Origin of the sequence: Cupriavidus sp. IDO (assembly GCF_000812465.1) — a bacterium.
Lineage (GTDB): Bacteria > Pseudomonadota > Gammaproteobacteria > Burkholderiales > Burkholderiaceae > Cupriavidus.
Genome location: NZ_JWMA01000047.1, coordinates 1 through 22,372, shown reverse-complemented (window position 1 = coordinate 22,372; position 22,372 = coordinate 1). Strand labels below are relative to the sequence as shown.

Annotated in this window: 17 protein-coding genes; 11 read left to right on the top strand and 6 right to left on the bottom strand. The window is 67.2% G+C overall.

The window, feature by feature from the left end; translation table 11 throughout:
- Window positions 1-68: 68 nt before the first annotated feature.
- On the top strand, window positions 69-1,037 hold the full coding sequence (locus RM96_RS16200) for a response regulator transcription factor (protein WP_039012000.1): 969 nt from the start codon (window positions 69-71) through the stop codon (window positions 1,035-1,037).
- Window positions 1,038-1,492: 455 nt separating this feature from the next.
- Window positions 1,493-3,562 (top strand): polysaccharide biosynthesis protein, encoded by a 2,070-nt coding sequence (locus RM96_RS16195; RefSeq protein WP_039011998.1) that lies wholly within the window; start codon window positions 1,493-1,495, stop codon window positions 3,560-3,562.
- A gap of 107 nt (window positions 3,563-3,669) precedes the next feature.
- On the opposite strand, the gene RM96_RS16190 is transcribed toward RM96_RS16195, so the two are convergent.
- The 5 genes from RM96_RS16190 to RM96_RS16170 all read right to left on the bottom strand — a co-directional run bounded on the left by RM96_RS16190 (window position 3,670) and on the right by RM96_RS16170 (window position 8,404).
- Window positions 3,670-4,698, bottom strand: coding sequence for a GNAT family N-acetyltransferase (locus tag RM96_RS16190; RefSeq protein ID WP_039011997.1), 1,029 nt, complete (start codon window positions 4,696-4,698; stop codon window positions 3,670-3,672).
- Complete coding sequence (locus RM96_RS16185; protein WP_039011995.1) at window positions 4,695-5,738, bottom strand: hypothetical protein; 1,044 nt, start codon at window positions 5,736-5,738, stop codon at window positions 4,695-4,697. Before RM96_RS16185 ends, RM96_RS16190 begins: the two co-directional genes overlap by 4 nt.
- Before the next feature lie 64 nt (window positions 5,739-5,802).
- The gene (locus RM96_RS16180) at window positions 5,803-6,564 is read right to left on the bottom strand and encodes a phosphatase (protein WP_238587293.1); all 762 of its coding nucleotides are present in this window, start codon (window positions 6,562-6,564) and stop codon (window positions 5,803-5,805) included.
- Between the two features lie 19 nt (window positions 6,565-6,583).
- On the bottom strand, window positions 6,584-7,768 hold the full coding sequence (locus tag RM96_RS16175) for a DegT/DnrJ/EryC1/StrS family aminotransferase (RefSeq protein ID WP_039011994.1): 1,185 nt from the start codon (window positions 7,766-7,768) through the stop codon (window positions 6,584-6,586).
- Between the two features lie 36 nt (window positions 7,769-7,804).
- Entirely contained in the window at window positions 7,805-8,404 is a 600-nt protein-coding gene (locus RM96_RS16170; RefSeq protein WP_039011993.1) for a sugar transferase, read from the bottom strand.
- Between the two features lie 217 nt (window positions 8,405-8,621).
- On the opposite strand from RM96_RS16170, the gene RM96_RS16165 reads away from it, so the two are divergent.
- The 6 genes from RM96_RS16165 to RM96_RS16140 all read left to right on the top strand — a co-directional run bounded on the left by RM96_RS16165 (window position 8,622) and on the right by RM96_RS16140 (window position 16,675).
- Window positions 8,622-9,797 (top strand): glycosyltransferase, encoded by a 1,176-nt coding sequence (locus RM96_RS16165; RefSeq protein ID WP_039011991.1) that lies wholly within the window; start codon window positions 8,622-8,624, stop codon window positions 9,795-9,797.
- Window positions 9,775-10,938 carry a glycosyltransferase family 4 protein gene (locus RM96_RS16160; RefSeq protein ID WP_082016572.1) on the top strand — a complete coding sequence of 388 codons (1,164 nt, stop codon included), beginning with the start codon at window positions 9,775-9,777 and terminating at the stop codon, window positions 10,936-10,938. The genes RM96_RS16165 and RM96_RS16160 overlap by 23 nt, the downstream gene beginning before the upstream one ends.
- A 148-nt stretch (window positions 10,939-11,086) precedes the next feature.
- Window positions 11,087-12,364: a Vi polysaccharide biosynthesis UDP-N-acetylglucosamine C-6 dehydrogenase TviB gene (gene tviB, locus RM96_RS16155; RefSeq protein WP_039011989.1), complete on the top strand. Its 1,278-nt coding sequence runs from the start codon at window positions 11,087-11,089 to the stop codon at window positions 12,362-12,364.
- A gap of 60 nt (window positions 12,365-12,424) precedes the next feature.
- Window positions 12,425-13,519 carry an NAD-dependent epimerase/dehydratase family protein gene (locus RM96_RS16150; protein ID WP_039011988.1) on the top strand — a complete coding sequence of 365 codons (1,095 nt, stop codon included), beginning with the start codon at window positions 12,425-12,427 and terminating at the stop codon, window positions 13,517-13,519.
- Between the two features lie 19 nt (window positions 13,520-13,538).
- Window positions 13,539-15,569, top strand: a complete 2,031-nt coding sequence (gene asnB / locus RM96_RS16145) for an asparagine synthase (glutamine-hydrolyzing) (protein ID WP_039011986.1) — start codon at window positions 13,539-13,541, stop codon at window positions 15,567-15,569.
- Window positions 15,557-16,675 carry a glycosyltransferase family 4 protein gene (locus tag RM96_RS16140; protein WP_039011984.1) on the top strand — a complete coding sequence of 373 codons (1,119 nt, stop codon included), beginning with the start codon at window positions 15,557-15,559 and terminating at the stop codon, window positions 16,673-16,675. The genes asnB and RM96_RS16140 overlap by 13 nt, the downstream gene beginning before the upstream one ends.
- Here RM96_RS16140 and RM96_RS16135 read toward each other — a convergent pair.
- Complete coding sequence (locus RM96_RS16135) at window positions 16,638-18,188, bottom strand: glucosamine inositolphosphorylceramide transferase family protein (RefSeq protein WP_193752464.1); 1,551 nt, start codon at window positions 18,186-18,188, stop codon at window positions 16,638-16,640. The genes RM96_RS16140 and RM96_RS16135 overlap by 38 nt on opposite strands.
- 341 nt (window positions 18,189-18,529) lie before the next feature.
- Here RM96_RS16135 and RM96_RS16130 point away from each other — a divergent pair, with 341 nt between their 5' ends.
- From RM96_RS16130 to RM96_RS16120, 3 genes are all read left to right on the top strand, one after another.
- The gene (locus tag RM96_RS16130) at window positions 18,530-19,738 is read left to right on the top strand and encodes a carboxylate--amine ligase (protein WP_443112255.1); all 1,209 of its coding nucleotides are present in this window, start codon (window positions 18,530-18,532) and stop codon (window positions 19,736-19,738) included.
- A complete protein-coding gene (locus RM96_RS16125; protein WP_052279538.1) occupies window positions 19,735-21,048 on the top strand; it encodes an FAD-dependent oxidoreductase in 1,314 nt (437 codons plus the stop codon). Before RM96_RS16130 ends, RM96_RS16125 begins: the two co-directional genes overlap by 4 nt.
- A 75-nt stretch (window positions 21,049-21,123) precedes the next feature.
- Window positions 21,124-22,212, top strand: coding sequence for an acyltransferase family protein (locus RM96_RS16120; protein ID WP_082016571.1), 1,089 nt, complete (start codon window positions 21,124-21,126; stop codon window positions 22,210-22,212).
- The last annotated feature ends 160 nt before the right edge of the window (window positions 22,213-22,372 follow it).

Here is a 22,372-nt window from a genome sequence, read left to right as displayed (position 1 = left end):
TCCCGCACTCTCCCTCCATACGCAAAGCGTCCCGCACTCCCGCCCGTCACTAACGGGGAGTGAATCAAATGAACGCCTTGCTGATCGAGGAGCATCCTCTGCTCCGTCTCGGGCTGCTGCAGATGCTCGAGAACATCCAGGACTCCGGACATGTCATGGCGCTCGCGCCGGCCGACCTTGTCCGCCTGGACAGCCCGCCTCGCAACGCCGATCTGCTGGTCTTCGGCATGCCCGCGGATACCGCGGCGGGATGGGAGCAGCTTGATCTTGCCCGCAATCTGCTTGCGCCTCAGCGCATCCTGGTGCTCGCCGACCTGTTGCCGCTGCATGTGCCCAATGCCGACAGCGCGCGCGGCATCTGCGGCTGCCTGCCGAAATCGGCCTCGCTGGCGGTCATCGAAGCGGCGATCCGCCTGGCGGTATCCGGTGTGCAAGGCCTGCTGTTCACCGCGGAAACCGGTGCCATGCCCTCGGCCTCGCGTTCGGCAATGCCGGTGACACAGTCACTGGCATCGGCCGCGCCGTTGCCGCTCAGTGCGGCAATGCAGGGCGAGCAACTGTTGCCGGCGGCCTGCGCTTCCGCCCCCCGCAGCGCCCTGCGCAGCGCCGTGGCGGTACGCGACCTGACCGGGCTGAAGCCCGGGCAGCCGCTCGCCGCGCCGGCAGCCGTGGCACCCGCTCCGGCCATGGCCGAAGAAGAGCCGGGCTACGACGAAGCGGAAATGCTCAAGATCACGCCGCGCCAATATGAAGTCCTCGTGCTGCTGGCACGCGGTTACCCGATCAAGACGGTCAGCCGCATGCTCAACATCTCCGTTGCCACGGTGAAGAGCCACGCTTGCACGCTCTACCAGCGCCTCAAGGTCCGCAACAAGGGCGAAGCCGTGTATGCAGCGCTGCAGCGCGGCGCCACGCTGGAATGGGTCAGCGGGGACGAGCGCCAGACGCGGAACTGCCGCAGCGACGGCGTCAGGCAGGCCGCCACGGTCAGCCACGGCGAAGCTGCCTACTCCTCCAGTGCCGGCGCGGCGTTCTGACCGCGCACACCGGAAGCCGGCCCGATACGACCCGCCTGCATGCGCAGGAGCAGGACATATCGGCCGGCACACCATCCGCTTCCCATCATTCTGTCGCAGCCACCGCGGCCCGCACCGGCGGCATGCGTACCCATTTCTGCGTCCGCGCGCATCCACCTGCAATCGACGTTCGGCAACGCACTTAGCCCGATTGCGTCCGATCACGCAGGCACGATACTTCTCCAGAGAGGCGTACTCACACAGCGTTCGTTGCTTAGTGTGAGCAGCGGCGACGGACGGACCTGGCCTTGCCCTGGCCAGGCGCCGGCGCCATCAGAACATGACAAGAGCCGTCACTGGACACCCCCGATGAGGATGCTTCGAGATGTGCCCGCCATTCCCGGTCGCTCGGACGTACGGGCAGCAGCGACCCTGTCAGCGGACCTGACCGCGTCGGTGTCCCCGGGAGCCCGGACATGACCGGCCTGCAATTTCTGAATCCGGCTTCCCTGTCGCGTCGCCAGAAGATCGTCCTGATGATTGCGGCCGACCTGCTGGCCCTGCCGCTGTGCTTCACGCTCGCGCTGCTGCTGCGTGCCGGCAATGAGGAACTGATCCTCCAGTACGGCGCGTTGCCGCCACTGTTCATCGCGGCCTGCACGATCCCGGTGTTCTCGTTCAGCGGTCTCTACCGGACCGTGGTCCGCTTTATCGACCTCAAGGTGCTGTGGGTGGCCGGCGTCAGCCTGGCTGCCCTGGTCGCACTGACCTACGGGGTGTCTTTCGTGACGAACGACAGCCGGCTGCCGCGCGCCGGCTTGCTGATCTACTGGTTCATTGCCTTCGCCTACGTGGTGATCTCGCGTTTCCTGATCCGCGCCACGCTGCGCCGTACGGAACGCTGGCGCGGCGCCCGCGCGCAGCCGATCCGGCGGGTAGGCATCTTCGGCGCCGGCGAGGCAGGCTTCCAGCTCGCGAGCGCGATGCGCGCCAGCGTCGATCACGAGGCGGTATGCTTCTTCGACGACGACCGCTCGCTCGACAACCACACCGTCTCCGACCTGCCTGTCTTCCATACATCGCGCATCAAGGAGCAGCTGCAGCATCTGGGCATCCACGAAGTCGTGCTGGCAGTGCCGTCGCTGCCGCCGGAGCGGCGCAAGCGAATCGTGGACAAGCTGCACCGCTATGCCGTGAGCGTGCGCACGCTGCCGACGCTGCTGGAGCTGGTGGACCGCAAGATCACGATGCAGTCCATCCGCGAAGTCAAGGTGGAAGACTTGCTCGGCCGCCCGGTCGTGCCGCCCCGCGAGGCGCTGTTCGCCAAGTGCACGCAGCGCAAGGTCGTGATGGTGACCGGCGCTGGCGGCTCCATCGGCAGCGAGCTGTGCCGCCAGGTCGCCACGCAGCTGCCGCAAAAGCTGATCATATTCGACCATTCCGAGTGGGCGCTGTACACGGTGGAGCAGGAGCTGCGCAGGACCTTCCCCGCGCTGCCGCTGCTGGCGCGTATCGGCTCGGTCTGCGACGCCAACGCCGTGGCCGCTGCCATGCAGGGCCAGCAGGTGGACACCATCTACCACGCGGCGGCTTACAAGCACGTGCCGCTGGTCGAAGCCAACATGCCGGAAGGCATCCGCAACAACGTGCTCGGCGCGGTCACCATCGCCAACATGGCCGACCGCTTCGGCGTGCAGACCTGCGTGCTGATATCGACCGACAAGGCCGTGCGCCCGACCAACGTGATGGGCGCCAGCAAGCGCATCGCGGAGCTGATCTTCCAGGCTGCCGCGGCGCGACAGGGCACGCGCACGGTGTTTTCGATGGTCCGCTTCGGCAATGTGCTCGGCTCTTCCGGCTCCGTGGTGCCGCTGTTCCGCAGCCAGATCGAGCGGGGCGGGCCGATCACGATCACCCACCCTGACGTTATCCGCTTCTTCATGCTGATTCCGGAGGCGGCGCAGCTGGTGATCCAGGCCGGTGCGATGGCGCGCGGCGGCGAGGTCTTCGTGCTCGACATGGGCCAGCCCGTGCGGATCGCGGACCTGGCCCGGACCATGATTGAAATGGCCGGGCTCATGGAGCGGACCCGCAAGAACCCGAACGGCGACATCGAAATCAAGATCGTCGGCCTGCGGCCGGGCGAGAAGCTCTACGAGGAGCTGCTGATCGGCGGGAACGTCACGCCCAGCGAACACGAGCGCATCATGTGCACCCGTGAGGAGCGCCTCGAGGAAGGCGAATTGCGCGACCGGCTGCGCGCGCTCTACGCGGCTTGCGAGAGCCGCGACGAACTGAAGATCCAGACGGTAGTGCAGTCGATCGTGCCGGAGTATGCACCGTACACCTCGCTCGAGGAATCCGGCAGCATGCCGGTGCCTGCCGCCCCTGGCGACGCCAGCCAGGGCGCCCAGGAACCGCCGGACGACAGCAGGGTCCCGCTGCAGACCGCACTGCGCCGGGTCGCTTCGCAAACACTCAACCAGCCCGACACCGCCAACGGCGCGAACCCGGCACAGCTCTCGGGCTCCGGCAAGCTGCTCTGATCGGCACGCCACGCGTCGGCGAAGCAGGCGAAAGAGCAAACTGAAATCGGCGGCCGCCGCACGGGTGGCCGCCGCTCCTCGCCTCTTAAGTGTTGCCCGGGTCTTGCCTAGGTCTTGCGATAGGCCGGGAAGTATCCGCCCAGCTCCCCGAGCGCCGAAGACACGCCCCCACACAGTTCCAGGTACTTGCCGGGATCGAGCACCACCCGCTGTGTGCGGAAGACATGGGTGTCCTGCGAGAACCCGCGCTTGAAGCGGAACAGCGAGTCCTCCGCCGATCCGCCGAGGCCTCCGCCGAGGTGGAAGTATCGGAGCCCCCGCTCCCGGCCCCACTGCCGGATGGCATGCAGCATGATCTTCCCGGGCTGCCGGTGCCGGTATCGTGCGTCAACGCCCGTCAGGTTTCCCTGCATGATGCCCGCGGCCCCGGACACCGTGACAGTCAGGGCGCCGATGATGATGCCATCCTCTTCGGCCACGAACAGGCGGAACCGGTCGCCAAGCGACCGGGCCAGGGTGTAGTGGTAGGCGTCGTTGAAGAAGAGAAACTCGGAGGCATGCAGCCGGTCCATGGAGGCGTTGTAGAGGCCGATGAAATGCGGCAGCGTCTCCAGCGTCTCGTCCAGCCGGACCGTGACGCCGGCCCGCATGGCCTCGCTGATCTCCCGCCTGTGCCCGCGCACGGTTTCCCGCCAATGGTCGGCCTCGCTCTTCGAGAGGTCGATCGAAACCGTCATGCCATGCTCGACCAGCGTGCCGACCGAACTGCGCCATTGCGCATTGATGATAGGGTTCAGCCGCACAAAGCACGAGACACAGCCGTTCTCGCGCAGCAGGTCCATGGCCGCGGACAGCGCTGCGTCCGCAAACGGCCCGGGCGCGCCGTCGCTGACGAGCGGGCCGGGATAGCCGTAGGCCGAGCTCGCATCCCAGTCACTGCCGCCGATGTCCCTGCGCAACAGCGGAATGAACAGCACATGGCTGCCATCCGTGACATGCACGCCGAACGCCTTGCCCCCGCCCGCCTGCTCCGCCGCCTGCTGCCATCCCGGCAGGTGATGACTGTCGTGCCGGCAACGCGCGAGCACCTCAAGCCATTCGGCGCTGGAGGTCTCCAGCACATGGGTCTTCATCATCGTTGGACCTCGTCAGGCATATCGCAGTGGGTGGCAATGCGCAGGATGATATCGCCGAGGCGCCCGATATCGCGCGGGGCGTAGCGATAGTCGGCATGCACGACCAGGATGCGCCCGGACAGCCGGCGATTGCTCTCGGGAACCTCTGCCCAGGTCATGGGCCACAGCACCGCCGGATAGACCTCCGCAGCGGTCAGACCTTGCCGCATGCGTTCGCGCACCCGCATATCGGCGCACAGCAGGATGCCGAAGGCCGGTGTCTGCCGCCATTGCACTTCGGCGGGCAAGCCGGCCAGGCGGTCGCCCAGCAGCGCCAGGTTGTCGTGCCGCCGCTGCCGCATCGTTCGGAGATCCATGGCAGGTGCCAGCGCTCGCGTCAGCGCCGACGGGCCGGAGATCCCGGCGTCGCCCCGCAGCGCGGCCTCCCCTTCGCCGGCCAGCGCCAGGTAGGCGGCCTTGGCAATCTGCGCACCCGCCAGATACGCCGCCTTCATCGCCATGGCCGCGGCCATGCTGGCGCACGCGTACTGATGCATCGGCGTGGGCGCCAGCGCGTGCAGGCATGGCAACCCGGCCGGCGGCCGCACCAGCCCGCCGTCCGGCACGGGCAAGGTCTTGCGCAGCGACGCGAACACGTAGTCCGGCGCACGCGCGTATGACCAGGTGGCCAGCAGGTCGTGCGAACGGTCGAGCAGGACGCTGCCGCCGCGCACCTCAACCGTGGCCTGCAGGCCGAAATACTCGGGGACGATCGCCGCCTCGTCGTCGGCTAGCGCCAGCTGCGTCGGGCCGTCGAACGGGGCGTGCGGGTAGAGGCGGACGTCGATGTCGGCGGCGACATCGTCCAGCACGGTATGACAGTAGTAGGTGGGCGCATAGAGCCGCCGCCATCCGTGCGAGCGCCCCTGCGCCACGATGGCGCGCAGGGCATCGCGCCCGGTGCCGGTCAGCAGGTCGCCCGGACGCATCCAGGGCTCGCCGCCCAGCGGGATGGCCGGGTCGAGATGGAAAAACGAACCGAATTCTAAAGCTGGTTTCATGGGTGTCGTCCCGCCCCTTCAATGCAAAAGCGATGCACCATGGCCCCTTTGGCGAACATGGCAATCAGCCGCTCGCAGGCTCTGCCGAACGGGCCGATCCCGCTGGCTGCGCCGGCTTGACGACCCGCCCGTCCTCGAAGTACTCGATGGAGACCACCGGCTTTCCCGTTGCCGGATCGGGGTCGATGCTGCGCAGGTATTCGCCGCTTGCGCCGGTCCACTGCACGGCGCGGCTGCGCAACGCGCCCTGCATGTCTTCGGCGACGGCGCGCGGATCGAACAGGAACGCCACCGGCACCAGCAGCGCCATGGTCAGGCAGACATCGACGATGCGCACCGGTCGCCAGCGCCACAGCGTCACGCCTGCAATGGCGAAGCCGACACCCAGGCCGATCAGCGTCTCGCTGATCGTGTGGTAGAAATCGGTCACCAGCACCACCGGCATGACCAGCGCCAGGCCCACGCCCGTGGCCAGCCCCAGCCACCCGGTGTATTTGCCCAGCACCGAGCCCAGCAACATGAACAGCACGGGATACACCGAAGCCGTCAGCATCGCGTGCCCGCTGACGCTGTAGAGGCCGATGGACGGGACGGACCAGCCGGTGTAGCTGAACGCCGCCTTGGCCGCCAGCAGCAGCGTGCCGCCAATGACGAACGACCCCGTCCAGCGCAGCGCGCGCCAGCCCTGCCCCGCCACGCCGATGCAGACGGCAACCCAGACCGCCAGCGGCAATGCCAGACGGCTTTCGCCAAAGTAGAGGAAATGGTCCCAGAAGAACGTGATCATGGCGATGACGGCGCTGCGCCGGAGCGGCAGGCGGCGCAAGCGTCGCGAGTCCCCCTCATCAGGCCGCCAGGCGCGCGGCCTGCTGCATCACGCTGCGCACGACGTGGCCGGTCTTGTGCACCTCCTCGTCCGTCAGCGTGGGATGCACCAGGAACATCAGGCTGGTCTCGCCCAGCGCCCTGGCCACCGGCAAGCGCGCGGACGGGCGCCATCCGGTGCCGTCGAACGCCTTTTCCAGGTAGACCTCCGAGCAGATGCCCGAATAGCAGGGCACCCCGGCCGCGTTGATGGCCGCCATGATGCTGTCGCGGCTCCAGCCCTCGGCAAGGCGCTGCGGCTGCACGTAGGCATAGAACTTGTACCAGGCATGCTCCACGCCGGCGGGCGGCAGCGGCACGTGCAGCGCATCGCACGCCCCCAGCGTGTCCGCAAGGGCCATTGCGTTGCCCGCGCGCCGCGCGTGCCAGCCCGCCATGCGCCGCAACTGGATGCGCCCGATCGCGGCCTGCATCTCGGTCATGCGCCAGTTTGTGCCGAAGGAGTCGTGCACCCAGCGGAAGCCCGGCGGATGCGCGCGCTCATACAGCGCCTCCCAGCTCTTGCCGTGGTCCTTGTATGACCACATAAGCGACCACAGCGCGGGGTCGTCGGTGGTGACCATGCCGCCCTCGCCACCGGTCGTCATGATCTTGTCCTGGCAGAAGGACCAGGCGCCGACATGACCGATGGTGCCGACCATCCGGCCCTTGTAGACGGCACCGTGGGCCTGCGCGCAGTCCTCGATCACCTTGAGGCCACGCTCCTGCGCCAGCGCCATGATCGGATCCATGTCGCAGGGCAGTCCAGCCAGGTGCACGCAGATGACGGCGCGCGTGCGCGGCGTCAGCACCGCCGCGATGGTGGCGGCGCTGAGATTGCCGCTGTCCGGCTCGACGTCCGCGAACACCGGCTTCGCCCCCGCATTGACGACGCACGAGACGCTGGCGAGGAAGGTGCGGGGTGTCACCACCACCTCGTCGCCCGGCCCGATATCCAGCGCCCGCAGCGCGGCATCGAGCGCCAGCGTGCCGTTTGCCAGGGCCACCGCATGCGCCGCGCCGCACCAGGCGGCGAACTCTGCTTCAAAGTCGCGGCATTCGGTGCCGGTCCAGTAGTTGACACGGTTCGAAAGCAGGACACGCTGCACTTCCTGGGCCTCTTCCTGACTGAAGCTCGGCCACGGGGAGAATTCGGTATTGAGCATTTCCAGTTCCCAGAGTTTGCAGCGCAGGCCGGACAGCTATTGCGTCCTGTCGCTACCGCAGAAGCGCGTCGCCGAGACTTCGCCGGCAGCGCTGATGTCCTCCTTGGCAAGCACCGTGCCGATCGTGCGCCACAGGATCCTGAGATCGAGCCAGAGCGACTGGTGGTCCACGTACCAGACGTCCAGCCTGAACTTCTCCTCCCAGCTCAGCGAATTGCGGCCGTTGACCTGCGCCCATCCGCTGATGCCAGGCTTGACCAGCAGCCGCCGCGCCTGTTCGGGCGAATAGCACAAGAGATAATCCATCAGCAGAGGGCGCGGCCCGACCAGGCTCATGTCGCCTCTGAGCACGCACCACAGCTCGGGGAGTTCATCGATGCTGGTGCGCCGGATCCACCAGCCGAACGGCGTGATGCGTTCGGTATCGGGCAGCAGTTCGCCATCGGGGCCGCGCTCGTCCGTCATGGTGCGGAACTTGATGCATTCGAAAGGCTCGCCGTCGAGACCGGCCCGTGTCTGCCGGAAGAAGACCGGACTGCCCAGTTTCCAGCGAACCAGCCCCATCACGATGAGCAGGGGAAGCGCCAGCACCACCAGGGCCACCGACGCGACGACAACATCCAGAGCGCGCTTCATGATCCGTTCACACCGCCAGAGCCAGATACAGGGGATATGAAACCGGATTCGTCCGCCCCTGTGAAGCACCTGAGGCCTCCGGAACGTGGTTTGCACCACAGAACCTCGCGGGCCAGCATGGCGCCGGGCTTCCGGCCTGCGTTCGGCGCCGAACAGATGGCGCCCGCCCCGCGCGATACGGTTGCTGCGACCGCTTCAACAACGCTGCGGAGACAGGATGGATCAGAGCCGATTGGGAAGGCATGCCGGGCCGATGCGGATCATGCTGCTCGTCACCTGCCTGCGCCTCGGTGGCGCGGAGCAGCAGGTGGCCGCACTCGCGCGCAAATATGTGGCGCTCGGACATGCGGTCTGCGTGGTCAGTCTGCTGCCGGGCTGCGAGGTCGAGCTTCCTGACGGCATCGAGACCATCATGCTGACCATGCGCAAGACGCCGGCGGCAATGCTGGCTGCGCTCATGCAGGTCCGCCGGTTCGTGCTGCGCTGGCGGCCGGATGTTGTTCATGCCCACATGGTTCACGCGAACCTGTTTGCCCGCGCGCTGACGCGCATATGCCCGGTTCCGGCAACCGTCTGCACCGCCCACAGCTATTTCCAGGGTGGTGCGCTGCGCATGCTTGCCTACCGCCTGACCGATCGTTGGGGCGATCTCACCACCCACGTCAGCGATGAAGGGCGCCAGGCCATGATCGCAGTCCGCGCGGCGCCGGAGAAGCGGATCATCGTCATCCCCAACGGCATCGACACGGCCACCTACCGTCCCTGCGCGCAAACCCGTGCCGCCACCCGCGCGGCACTCGGCCTGCGCGAGACCGACCGGCTGGTCCTGAACGTGGGCCGGCTCGTGTGGGAAAAGGCACAGGCGGACCTTATCGACGCCTTCGCCGAAATATCCCCGGCGCCTGGCACCACGCTGATGATCGCCGGCGAAGGCCCGCTGCGCGCCGCCCTCGCGCAGCGCATCGCCGAACGCGGTCTCGCCGCAAGCGTGCGGTTGCTGGGCCAGCGGCAGGATGTGCCTGCATTACTGAACGCGGCGGATCTGTTCGTGCTTTCGTCCCGCATCGAAGGGATGCCGCTGGTGGTCGGCGAGGCGCTGGCGTGCGGATGCCCGGTGGTAGCCACCGATGCCTCCGGCGTCGCGGCCCTGATGGGGAATGCGGGCACCACCGTCGCACGCGGAGATCCCGCGGCACTGGCCGGCGCCATGCGCGATGCCCTCGCGCGCGGACGCGGCGAATCCTCGGACGAAGCCGCGCGGCATCAGCACATCGCCTCCGCCTTCAGCATCGAAGCCATCGCCAACGAATGGCTGCGGCTATACGCGACATATGCCCGCGCCGGCGCGGCGCCCTGCATGGAGGCCGTCGATGCCACCGCGCGCTGTCACTGATCCGGGCCGGCCGCCCGGCCCCGAGGCAAGGGAGCGGCCAGTGATCTGCTTCCTTACCGGCACGCTGGACGCATTCGGCGGCGCCGAGCGCATGACTGCCACCATGGCGAACGCACTGGCCAGGCGCGGGCACCGGGTCCACATTCTCAGCCTTTGCGGCGCGCACAGCCGTTTTCCGCTCGAAGCCGCCGTGCAGCATGAGACGCTGTTCGAGCAGCGCCCCTCCTTCCGCACGCACTTCCCGCACACCGTCGCGCGCATTCGCCGCTATATCCGGCGGCACGGCATTTCGGTGCTGGTGGAAGTCGACCCCCTGCTGACGCTGTTCACCCTGCCCGCGTGCCTGGGCATCGATGTACGGCGCGTTGCCTGGGAGCACTGCAACTTCGACCAGGATCTCGGGCTGCCGGCACGCCGCCTCGCCCGCCGGCTGAGCGCGCGCACCTGCGACCGCATCGTGGTGCTGACCGAGCTGGACCGCGAGAAATGGGTTCGCAACCTGCGCTGCACGAATATCGACGTCATCCCCAATGCCCTCGCATTCCCCGTCCCCGCACAGCCGGCGCCGCGCACATCGAAGACGGCCGTCGCCGTGGGGCGACTGACCGAGGTCAAGGGCTTCGACGTGCTGCTCCAGGCCTGGGTGTCCGTGGCCAAAGTCTTTCCTGACTGGCGCTTGCGGATCGTGGGCAGCGGCGAGCTGCTCGAGCCACTGACGCGGCTGCGCGACCAGCTCGGCCTGCGCGAGCTGGTGCGCCTGGAGCCGGCGCGCAGCGACATCGAGGCGGTGTACCAGGACGCCTCGCTGCTGTGCCTGAGCTCCCGCTACGAGGGCTTCCCGCTGGTGCTGGTCGAGGCGATGGCGTATGGCCTTCCGATCATCGCCACCAACTGCGAAACGGGCGTCAGGGCCTTGCTCACGCACGGCGAGAACGCCCAGGTCAGCGCGGTGGACGACCCCGCTGGCCTGGCGCGCGGCATTGCGACGGTCATCGGCAGTCCCGAACTTGCCGACCGCCTGGCCGAAGCGGGCCGACGCAACGTACACAGGTTCGCGCCGGACGAGATCGCGGCACGCTGGGAGCGCCTGTTGTCGGGCGTGCTGGGAGAAACAAACGCGCACGAGATCGGCATGGCATAGCACGGGCCGCAAGCGCCGCACGCGTGCCGGCCTGTGTACGTCAGGACACAGACCCGCACGCACGGCACGCTGCCCGGACCGATAATTTTTTCAAGAGTCGGCACCTCCGTGCCGCCGCCAGGCGTATCCAATTCGGAAGATCACGGTCATGGACCTCAGTCACACACAAATCGCCATCATCGGTCTTGGTTATGTCGGACTGCCCCTCGCCGTGGAGTTCGGCAAGCAGCGGCCCGTCCTGGGCTTTGACATCAATGCCGCGCGGGTCGACGAGCTCCGCAGCGGCCAGGATGCCACACTGGAGGTCTGCGCGGACGATCTGCGCAGCGCGCGCCACCTGCACTACAGCAGCGACCCCGCGGCGCTGAAGGACTGCCAGGTCTTTATCGTGACCGTACCCACGCCGGTGGACAAGGCCAAGCGCCCGGACCTGATGCCGCTGATCCTGGCGAGCGAGACCGTGGGCAAGGCGATCACGCCGGGCGCCGTGGTGATCTACGAATCCACCGTCTACCCGGGCGCCACCGAGGAAATCTGCGTGCCGGTGCTGGAACGGCACAGCGGCCTCCAGTTCAACGTGGACTTCTTCTGCGGATACAGCCCCGAACGCATCAACCCTGGCGACCGGGAACACCGCCTGCCGGATATCCGCAAGGTCACCAGCGGCAGCACCCCGGAAGTGAGCGAGGCCATCGACGAGCTCTACAAGAAGATCATCGTGGCCGGCACGCACCGGGCGAGCAGCATCCGCGTGGCAGAGGCCGCGAAGGTCATCGAGAACACCCAGCGCGACGTGAACATCGCACTGATGAACGAACTCAGCCTGCTCTTCCACAAGCTGGGCATCGACACGCTCGAAGTGCTGAGGGCCGCCGGCACCAAGTGGAACTTCCTGCCGTTCCGCCCGGGGCTGGTGGGCGGACACTGCATTGGCGTCGATCCCTACTATCTGACGCACAAGGCACAGGAGGTCGGCTATCACCCGCAGGTGATCCTGGCCGGAAGGCGCATCAACGACAAGATGGCGTTCCACGTGGCCGACGAGGTGGTCAAGCTCATGTTGCGCCGGGGCATTCCGGTGCTGGGCAGCCGCGTGCTGGTGCTCGGGCTGACCTTCAAGGAGAACTGCCCGGACGTGCGCAACACCAAGGCCGTGGATATCGTGACGACGCTGCGCAGCTACAACGCCGACATCGACGTCTACGACCCCTGGATCAATGTCGAGGAAGCCGAGGCGGAATACGGCCTGGCGTGCCTGCGCGAGCCGCCTCGGCACGACCAGTACGACGCCATCGTGCTGGCCGTCCCGCACCACCAGTTCGTCACCATGGGCGTGCGTGCCATCAAGGCCTTCGGCAAGCCCCATGCGGTGCTGTTCGACGTGAAAGGGATCCTGCCGAGGAGCGAAGTCGATGCGCGCCTGTAGCAACGCAGGCAGGAATGCCTGACCAGCCGGCGTGCCGGCACAGCGAAGGAATCGTCCACAATGGAAGCCAACGCCTACGCGCACCTCCAGGCTCGCCTGGCCGCCACGCCATGCACGTGGCTCGTCACCGGCGTCGCGGGATTCATCGGCAGCAACCTGCTGGAAGCGTTGTTGCGGCTCGGCCAGCGCGTGGTGGGCCTGGACAATTTTTCCACCGGCCACCGCCGCAATCTCTCCGAGGTCGAGGCGCTGGTGTCGGACAGGCAGTGGGCCAATTTCCAGTTCGTCGAAGGCGACATCCGCAACCTGGAGCATTGCCGCAGCGCCATGCTCTTTCGCGCGCCCGAGCCACGGGGAGCGGCAGCTGGCCTGTATCCGGTGGATTTCGTGCTGCACCAGGCGGCGCTCGGCTCGGTCCCGCGCAGCCTGGAAGACCCCATCGCCACCCACAGCGTCAACATCAGCGGCTTCCTGAACATGCTGGTGGCCGCCCGCGACGCGCAGGTCAAGACCTTCGTCTATGCGGCCAGCAGCAGCACCTACGGCGACCACCCGGGCCTGCCAAAGGTGGAAGACCGCATCGGCAAGCCGTTGAGTCCCTACGCTGTCACCAAGTACGCCAACGAGCTGTACGCCGATGTCTTCGCCCGCTGCTACGACGTGCATGCCGTCGGCCTGCGCTACTTCAATGTGTTCGGGCCGCGGCAGGACCCCAACGGCGCCTATGCGGCCGTCATCCCCAGATGGATTGCGACCCTGTTGCGGCGTGAAGCCGTCTACATCAACGGCGACGGAGAAACCAGCCGCGACTTCTGCTATGTGGCGAACGCCGTGCAGGCCAACCTGCTGGCCGCGGCCAGCGCGGGCGGGGAGGGCGGGGAGGGCGACAGCCAGGTCTACAACGTCGCCGTCGGCGACCGCACCACGCTGGCCACGCTGTTCCGGCTGCTTCGCGACGGGCTCGGACCCTACGGCATCGCCGCCGACACCGAGCCGGTCTATCGCGCATTCCGGGCCGGCGATGTGCGCCACAGCCAGGCCGACATCGGCAAGGCGCAGCAGCAGCTGGGATACCGGCCCACCCACCGCATCCGCGAGGGACTGGCCGAGGCGATGCATTGGTACGTGCAGAGGCAACAGGTGCTGGACGCCTGAGCGTAACCGGAAGACAACGATGTGCGGATTCGCAGGATTTCTCGGCGGCTTGCCTGCCCCCCTGGCCGACCGTGCGGCCATGCTGTCCGAAATGGCCAACCGGATCCGCCACCGTGGCCCGGATCACGGCGACCTCTGGTGTGACCCGAACGCGCCGTTCGGCTTTGCGCACCGGCGCCTGGCGATCGTCGATCTCTCTGCTGCCGGCAACCAGCCGATGGCGGCGGCCAGTGGCCGCTATGTCATTGCGTTCAACGGCGAGATCTACAACCATCTCGACATCCGTGCCGAACTGGAATGCGCCGGCGCGGCGCCCCGGTGGCGCGGGCACTCGGACACCGAAACACTGCTCGCCGGCATCGACGCCTGGGGCGTCGATGCCACCGTCCGGCGCGCGGCAGGGATGTTCGCCTTCGCGTTGTGGGACCGGCACACGCGCACGCTGACGCTGGCGCGCGACCGGCTCGGCGAGAAGCCGCTTTACTATGGCTGGCAGGGAAACGGCAGGCGCCGTACCTTCCTCTTCGGGTCGGAACTCAAGGCCCTGCGACCGCACCCGGCATTCGAGGGCCGTATCAGCCGCGATGCGCTGTGCCTGTATATGCGCCACAACAACGTCGGCGGCGCCCATGCCATCTATCAGGGCATTGCCAAGTTGCCGCCGGCCCATCTGCTGACCGTCTCCATGCAGGCGCCCGAGCCGGTGCTGCACCCTTACTGGTCCGGCGCGGCGGTAGCGCTGCGGGGCGTGCAAGACCCCTTCCCCGGCAGCCCCGAGGAGGCTGTGGACAGCCTGGAGACGCTGCTGCGCGGCGCCGTGCGCGGCCAGATGATGGCGGATGTGCCATTGGGCGCCTTTCTTTCCGGCGGCATCGATTCCTCGACCGTGGTGGCGCTGATGCAGGCACAGTCGCCGCGGCCGATCCGCACGTTCTCGATCGGCTTCCATGACGCGGTCTACAACGAGGCCGCGCACGCGAAAGCCGTCGCCCGGCACCTGGGCACGAGCCATACCGAGCTGTACGTCACGCCGGAGGACGCAATGGCCGTCATCCCCGGCCTGCCCAGGTTCTATGACGAGCCGTTCGCCGACTCCTCGCAGATCCCGACCCTGCTGGTGAGCGCATTGGCCAGGCAGCACGTGACGGTGTCGCTCTCGGGCGACGCCGGCGATGAACTGTTCGGCGGCTATAACCGCTACCAGATCACGGCCGAGCTGTGGCATCGGCTTGCGCGCATTCCGCGTCCGATGCGGATCGCGGCGGCATGGGGACTGACCCGTCTCTCGCCGCACCGGATCAACCAGATCGCGGCATTGTTCCCCATGGCTTCGCGCTGGGTCAATGTCGGCGAGAAGATCCACAAGGGCGCCGATGTCATGGCGGCGCGCTCGGCTTCCGAGCTCTACCGCGGCATGGTTTCGCAGTGGCCGTTCCCGAACGCCATCGTCATCGGCGGCGCGGAGCCTGCCGCATTGCCGGAAAGCACCAGGCGTTCGCTCGAAACGCTGGGCGACGTCGAGCGCATGATGGCATTCGACATGCTGACCTATCTGCCCGACGACATCCTCGCCAAGGTCGACCGCGCCGCCATGGCACAAAGCCTCGAGACGCGCGTGCCATTCCTCGACCACAACGTGGTCGAATTCGCCTGGCGCCTGCCGCTGGCCTGCAAGATACGCCGCGAAGGCGCCGGCTACACCACCAAGTGGGCGCTGAGGCGGGTGCTTGACCGTTACGTGCCACGCACGCTGATCGAGCGGCCCAAGGCAGGATTCGGCGTCCCGATCGACAGCTGGCTGCGCGGGCCGCTGCGTGACTGGGCCGAGGATCTCCTTGACGCGCAGCGCCTGCGGCGCGAGGGCTACCTGAATCCGGAGCCGATTCGCAAGCGGTGGGCCGAGCATCTCGCCGGCCGGCGCAACTGGCAGCATCCGCTGTGGTGCGTGCTGATGTTCCAGGCCTGGCTGGCACAAGAAACCGCGGAGAAAGCATCCGCGCAGCCGGTATCGGAACCTGCGTCCAGGCGGAGGCCGGCATGCGCTTCCTGATGATCGCCAGCCTTGCGGAATCGCTGATCACGTTTCGCGGCGCGCTGCTGATGGCCCTGCAGGAGAAGGGGCTGGAGATCCATGTCGCCGCGCCGGACCTGCACGCAGGGCATCCGGTGCGCGCCGCGCTGGAGTCGCGCGGCATGATCGTGCATCACGTTCCCCTGGAACGTACCGGCATGAACCCCCTGGCCGACGCGCGCACCCTGCTCGCCCTGCATCGGCTGATGCGGCGGGTCAGGCCTGACTGCGTGATGAGCTACACCGTCAAGCCGGTGATCTACGGCATGCTGGCGGCCTGGCTGGCCCGCGTGCCGCGCCGCTTCGCGCTGATCACCGGGCTGGGCTACACCTTTCGCGAGGGCAATGGCAGGAACGGGCTGCGCGCCGTGGTGCAGCGGCTGTACGCGCTGGCGCTCAGCCGGGCGCACACCACCTTCTTCCAGAATCCCGACGACGAGGCACTGTTCCGCCGGTCAGAGATCCTGCCGCCCGGCAAGCGTTCGTGCATTGTCAACGGCTCCGGCGTCGATGTCGCCAGTTTCCGGGTCGAACCGCTTCCCGATGACGGCCCGCGCTTCCTGTTGATCGCCCGCCTGCTCGGTGACAAGGGCGTGCGCGAGTATGCCGAGGCGGCGCGGCGCATCCGGGCGCGGGGCGCCAGCGCGCGCTTCAGCCTGGTCGGCTGGATCGACACCGGCCCCGACGCGATTGCGCAGCACGAACTGGACGCATGGGTGGCCGACGGCACCGTCGAGTTCCTGGGCCGGCTGTCGGACGTCCGCCCGGCGATTGCCGGCTGCAATGTCTACGTGCTGCCGTCCTACCGGGAAGGCACCCCGCGCTCCGTGCTCGAAGCCATGGCGATGGGCCGCCCCATCATCACCACCGATGCGCCAGGCTGCCGCGAGACCGTGGTCGACGGCGACAACGGCCTGCTGGTGCCGGTCGGGTCGGCCGGCGCGCTCGAGCAGGCCATGATCCAGCTGATCGAGGACTGGGAGAAGGTCGTACGCATGGGCCAGCGCTCCCGGCAGATCGCCGAGAGCCGGTATGACGTGCGCAAGGTCAACGCCGCGATGCTGCGCGAGATGGGGTTCGAGTAGGCGCCGGCAGGCGCAGGGCGCGGGCGAGGCGCGACACGATCCTGTGCCACAGCACCCTGCCGTTGAAGAGATGGCGCTTGCCGTCCACCACGATGCGTCCGCCCCAGTCCGACATGGTGTGCAGCCCGTCCGGGTTGATGTGGTCCCCCTGCGGGCTGACGATGCCGACCGTCTCTTCCCGATAGAACTCCGGCGTGCAATGCACGATGTGGTTGACGGCAATCGCCTGCCCGTAGCTGCTCCTGCAGACCTGCGCCACGCGCAGCAGCCGGTTTCCGTCGCGCACGACCGACCCGGCCGCACGCGCCGAGCCGTGATCGAACTTGACGGGGTTCTGCGGATGCGGCTGCCACGGCCCCAGCAGGTCGCGGGCATAGCACAGGCACACGTTGTCGAACTGCCCCATCGAGACATCCGTGTAGATCAGCCAGAAGTAGCCGTCGTGTTCGAAGATCGTGGGGTCGACCGCAGCGATGTCTTCCAGCAGCACCGCGACCTGCTGCCAGCCCCCCGCGTCGTCCTGGCGGTTCAGCACGCAGCGCCGGCTCTGCGAGGACTCCGCCACGCAATACAGCACCCCGTCATGGCGGAACAGGTAGGGAAACGACAGATGCCCGGGCAGCCCGAGATCGACCTGCCCCCCGCATGCGGGCACGCCCTGCGCGTCCAGCTTCAACCTGATGATCCGGCCAAGGTTCTGCTGCAGGTCCAGCTCCTCGCAATAGATCTCGTCGGGACTGCCGGGCACGCCGAACGGGTCGGCCCAGCAGTGCCACGGCATGCGCTCGCCGATCCAGCGCACCGGCAGCTGCCGCGCGCGCAGGCCTTCGGTGAACGCCATGTCGACGATCCCCACCATCCATTGCTCCACCAGCAGAAAGCCCCTGAGCTGGATTGCCGCATGGCTGCCGGCGGCACGCACGCGCCAGAGCAAGCGCTGCCATGCGGGGATCCGGCCCTCGCGATCCGCCCATGCCTCGTGCCGCGCCAGGCCGCCAAGGGCCCGGATCTCGCGCAGCGCGGAAACCAGCAGCGACGCACCCATGACGGCGAGCCGCTCGACGGGGATCGTCTCGCAGGGTTCGGCATAGCCCGAGGCGGTATCGACCAGGAACGCGCCCGAGGGCTTCCAGGCCACCAGATGCAGACGGATGCCATCACCGCCGGCGTGCGTCTCCAGGCCATGGTGCGGGGCCCCGGGTGGAAGACCGCGCCCGTCGCACAGGCGCCACACGCCCTCGCCCGCGTAGCGGCTCCAGCCGGTGCCGAGTCCGCCGCTGAGATCGACGATAGTGGTTACCGGCGCACACAGTGGCAACGCGTCCGCACCATCGATGGCAGCGGGAACATCGTCCAGCGCTTTCATTGCCGCCAGCGCGCGCACGATCAGGCGGCATGTGCCCGAGGCCTGCAGGCGCTGCAGCACCGATCGCTCCCAGCCCGCGGGCTCGTCCGACGTCACCACGATGACAAGGCTCTCCCGCGCATCGGTCTCCGGCAACTGACAGGACATGTCTCCTCCTGGGCGGTCAGGCGCAATCGCTCTCTCATGCATTTAGCGCCATGGCGCGCGGCGCCGACAGTAGCCATAGGGTGTAGCTGCATTCATGCTTCGGTAGGTAGGAAGCCTCCGGTCACGTGCCCGTCGCAGGCGCACCACATGAGAACTCAGCGTATGTGTGCCCCCGTACGGATAACCCAAATGCGTCGATCTAGATTGGCGATGTCGACGCAGTATGCGTCCCCGGTACCTGTGTCGACAGTATGGGCAGGATCGTGCGAAGCGCTCCAAGGAAAGTCCCCTTCCTGCCCCTTTTCCGCCTCTTGTGCAGTGCCTACCGCTTCCTGGAAATCATGATGAAGAGCACGCTCGATCCGGCAAAGCAGGCTGCGGCGGTCGTCGTCGGCGGCGAACTCGGCGGGCTTGGACTGGTGCGATCGCTATCAGGCCAAGGGATTCCCATCGTCGTGGCGGACACGAAGCGCGGCACGCCAGCGTCGTGGTCTCGTCATGCCCGCCGGCATATCGTTCGCAGCTTCGTGGGACGCAACTTCGTCGAAGGCATGATCGCGCTGGCCCGGCAACTCGGCCATCGGCCGGTGCTGTTCCTGACCGACGAGGATGCCGTTCACAGCGTATCGGAGAATCGTGAGGAACTGTCGGCGTGGTACCAGTTCCGCATGCCATCCGCGCAGGGCGTGCGGTTGCTCAGCAGCAAGGCGGCGTTCCACAGATTTGCGGAAGAGCACGAATTCCCGGTGCCGCGCACGGCCATCATGAACGGGCAGTTCGATGTGCCCCTGCTGTCGGACCTGCGCTTTCCCTGCGTGATCAAACCCGACGACAAACGCCAGGCGCTGAGCGGCAACAAGGAGCGCGCGATCCGCGTGGAATCGCTGCCAGAGGGGCAGGCCCATGCGCGCACCATGCTGCGCACGCCCGGCGGCATCGTGGCACAGGAATGGATCGAAGGCGCGCAGAGCAACATCTATTTCACCCTCTTCTACCGCGGCAGGGACGGCGAGGCCGCGGCGGCATTCACGGGCAGAAAGCTCGCATGCTGGCCGCCGGACATCGGCAGCACCGCCGTCTGCGTGGCAGCCCCGGAAGCCCGCGAGGAACTGGAGCGGATCACGTTCGCTTTCGCCGCGTGCGCCGGCTTCGACGGCATGGGGAGCATGGAGTACAAGTGGGACGACATCCACCGGCGCTTCGTGATGATCGAGCCGACCGTAGGACGAATCGACTGGCAGGAGGAAATCGCCACGCTGTGCGGGGTCAACATCCCGCTGGCGGCGTATCGCCATGAACTGGGCCTGCCGGGCCTGCCGGTGGCCACGGCGCCGCCCGAAGCGGTCTGGCGCGCGACCTTCATCCGCAGCGCGCCTGCCAGCCTGATGCCCGTTGGCGCCCGGACCTTCGATGGTTATTTCCGCCTGGACGACCCGCTGCCGGCCATCCATCACTATTGCCTCAACCAGCCGCTCGACCGCCTGCTGCAACGGTGGAACGGCTGGTTTCCATCTACCCGCCGCGACGACGCCCAACAGGAACAACAATGATCTCGTCCACAGACACCGCGATTATCGGGGCTGGCCCGTACGGACTGTCGATTTCGGCCTACCTCAGCGCAGCCGGAGTGCCCCACCAGGTGCTCGGAGAGCCGATGTTTGCCTGGCGCAATGTCATGCCGCCCGGGATGCTGATGCGCTCGGAGGCCTTCGCTTCCGACCTGTATGCGCCGCACGCAGGCTACAGGCTGGAAGACTACTGTCGGCAGAACCGGTTGCCGTATGCCCCCATCGGCATGCGCCTTCCGCTCGAGACCTTCGTCGACTATGGCCTCTGGTTCCAGTCGCAGCTCGTCAGCCACGTCCGCACGGTGGAAGTCACGGAACTGCGCCGCCAGGACGGCTGCTTCCGCCTGACGCTCAGCGACGGGAGTACCCTGCTTGCCCGGCGCGCAGTGGTCGCCCTCGGGCTGAAGGGGTTCGAATACACGCCGTCGGCCCTGCAAGGGTTGCCAAAGCCGTACGTCCTGCACTCCGGCGAAATCGGCAACCTGATGTGGGCCCGGAGCAAGCGCGTCGTGATCGTCGGCGGTGGACAGTCGGCCCTCGGCCTTGCGGCGTTGTTCAACGAACTGGGCGCGCATGTGCGCGTGCTGGTCCGGGGCGACAGCATCACCTGGAACAAGGATCCGGAAGTCGGTCGCAGCCTGGTCTCGCGGATGCTGAGTCCCGAGGGCGGCCTGGCCCAGGGCTGGTATCCGTATGTCCTCTCGGAATTTCCGTACCTCTTCCGGGCGGTGGGACAGCGACTTCGCAAACGCATCGCCGAGACCTCGTTCGGCCCGTCCGGCGCGTGGTGGCTGCGTGACCGGGTGGCGGGCAGGATCGAGCTCTCGATGAACACGGCAGTCGGGCACGTCGCCTTGCGCGGGAGCGAAGTCGTGCTCGAGGTGACCGGCGAGAACGGTCCGGCAACCGTCACCGGCGACCACGTCGTTGTCGCCACCGGCTTCAAGGTCGACATGGCGAAGCACGGCTTCCTGTCGCCGGAGATCGTCGGCGCGCTGGCGCTCGTCGGCGGATGGTCCGATCTGTCGCGAAACTTCGAATCCTCGGTGCCGGGCCTGTATATCACCGGGCCCGCGGCCGCCCTGAGCTTCGGGCCAGTGCTGCGCTTCGTTTACGGGGCCAAGTATGCCGCGCCCTGCATTGCACGGCATATCGGCCTGCGCCATGCCGCCGAGGGCGGCGGCCGCGCCTTCGAGTCGCTTGCCGCGCCGCAGGCTCTGGCCGAAGGGAGCGCCGGCGCAGCGCCACACGCCCCGGCGGCCTTCCGGGGCGCGGAAAGCACCGCCGAATAGGACAAGCCACGCGCAGACGTGAGCATTTCACATCAACCATCAGGGGGCTCGGCATTGGAACGACGGGAGACATCAATGCGCCAATTCAATTCACTCACGAGTCTGCGACTGTTTCTGGCCCTTTGGGTGCTATGCAGGCACTGGTTCCACGCATACGCGCCGGACGCCCAGTTCCTGGGCATCGGCTTTACCAGCACCTACTTCGACCATGGCTATCTGGGCGTAGATGGCTTCTTCATCCTGAGCGGCTTCATCCTGGCTTATAACTACGATCCGGCGCCCGGCGAGCCGCTGAATGTGAAGAAATTCATCGTGGCCCGGCTCGCCCGCATCTACCCGGTCTACCTGGTCTGCCTGCTCGCCTTCGCCATGGCGGTCATCGCCCGCGATCGTGCCCTGCACACGCAGCTCGTGGGAACCACTGGCTATGGCGTGTCGAGTTTCCTGCAGGAGGTGTTCCTGGTGAGCGCGTGGCGCTACGCCGGCGCAGGCGGCTGGAACGACGTCGGATGGTCCGTCAGCGCCGAATGGTTTGCCTATGTGTTTTTCCCGGTCTTTCTTCTGGCGGCGCCGCGGTTCTCGAAGGTCCGCATCCTGCTGATGGCCTGCCTGGCCCTGGGGGCACTGGAGGCCGTGGAAGCGACGTCACCGGACCATCTTTCGCTCAGCGGAGGCGTGGCGCGGCTGATCCCCGAATTCATGCTGGGCGTGCTGCTTTGCCGCCTGCGTGAAGCCATGCCTGGCTATAACGGCTTCCCCGGCGGTGCCCTGCTGTCGCTATGCGTTTGCGCACTCGGCGTCGGCCTGGGGCGGGATACCCTGTTCGTGGCCGGTGCGGCCGGGCTGGTGTTCTTCCTCGCCTACGACAGGGACGTGCTCACCCGCGTTCTCTCGCTGCGTACCCTTGTGTTCCTTGGCGAAGTCTCCTACTGCATCTACATCGTGCAGCGCATTCCCCAGTATCTGTTCGCGTTCGCACGAGGCCGGGTGGCAAGCCTGGCGGGGCTGCCGGCGGCGGTACAGCTAGGGCTGCTGCTGGGGCTGACGATCGGCATTGCGATCCTGCTTCACTTCGTCATCGAGAAACCGATGCGGGCTTATATCAATCGGCGGTTTGGGGCCAGGGGGAGGGCGCTGAAGGCGTTGGAGTCTGTGCATACGTAGGGGGTTGTGCATCTGGGGTTGGTGGCTGCCTACGGTTTGGCGTTGTCGAAGGTCGACCGCCCCAGGTTTCGCCCCTGAAGGGGCGACCTACTTATATGAACGCGCCCCGGTTTGCAAGGTAAGACGAACATGCCGGCTTGAGCAGGACTGGTTGCAGACT

Excerpts from the sequence above, each read along its gene's own strand:
- RM96_RS16200 (WP_039012000.1), top strand. The coding sequence starts at position 69 with ATGAACGCCTTGCTGATCGAGGAGCATCCTCTGCTCCGTCTCGGGCTG.
- RM96_RS16195 (WP_039011998.1), top strand. The coding sequence starts at position 1,493 with ATGACCGGCCTGCAATTTCTGAATCCGGCTTCCCTGTCGCGTCGCCAG.
- RM96_RS16190 (WP_039011997.1), bottom strand. The coding sequence starts at position 4,698 with ATGATGAAGACCCATGTGCTGGAGACCTCCAGCGCCGAATGGCTTGAG.
- RM96_RS16185 (WP_039011995.1), bottom strand. The coding sequence starts at position 5,738 with ATGAAACCAGCTTTAGAATTCGGTTCGTTTTTCCATCTCGACCCGGCC.
- RM96_RS16175 (WP_039011994.1), bottom strand. The coding sequence starts at position 7,768 with ATGCTCAATACCGAATTCTCCCCGTGGCCGAGCTTCAGTCAGGAAGAG.
- RM96_RS16170 (WP_039011993.1), bottom strand. The coding sequence starts at position 8,404 with ATGAAGCGCGCTCTGGATGTTGTCGTCGCGTCGGTGGCCCTGGTGGTG.
- RM96_RS16165 (WP_039011991.1), top strand. The coding sequence starts at position 8,622 with ATGGATCAGAGCCGATTGGGAAGGCATGCCGGGCCGATGCGGATCATG.
- RM96_RS16160 (WP_082016572.1), top strand. The coding sequence starts at position 9,775 with ATGCCACCGCGCGCTGTCACTGATCCGGGCCGGCCGCCCGGCCCCGAG.
- tviB (WP_039011989.1), top strand. The coding sequence starts at position 11,087 with ATGGACCTCAGTCACACACAAATCGCCATCATCGGTCTTGGTTATGTC.
- RM96_RS16150 (WP_039011988.1), top strand. The coding sequence starts at position 12,425 with ATGGAAGCCAACGCCTACGCGCACCTCCAGGCTCGCCTGGCCGCCACG.
- asnB (WP_039011986.1), top strand. The coding sequence starts at position 13,539 with ATGTGCGGATTCGCAGGATTTCTCGGCGGCTTGCCTGCCCCCCTGGCC.
- RM96_RS16140 (WP_039011984.1), top strand. The coding sequence starts at position 15,557 with ATGCGCTTCCTGATGATCGCCAGCCTTGCGGAATCGCTGATCACGTTT.
- RM96_RS16135 (WP_193752464.1), bottom strand. The coding sequence starts at position 18,188 with ATGTCCTGTCAGTTGCCGGAGACCGATGCGCGGGAGAGCCTTGTCATC.
- RM96_RS16130 (WP_443112255.1), top strand. The coding sequence starts at position 18,530 with ATGATGAAGAGCACGCTCGATCCGGCAAAGCAGGCTGCGGCGGTCGTC.
- RM96_RS16125 (WP_052279538.1), top strand. The coding sequence starts at position 19,735 with ATGATCTCGTCCACAGACACCGCGATTATCGGGGCTGGCCCGTACGGA.
- RM96_RS16120 (WP_082016571.1), top strand. The coding sequence starts at position 21,124 with ATGCGCCAATTCAATTCACTCACGAGTCTGCGACTGTTTCTGGCCCTT.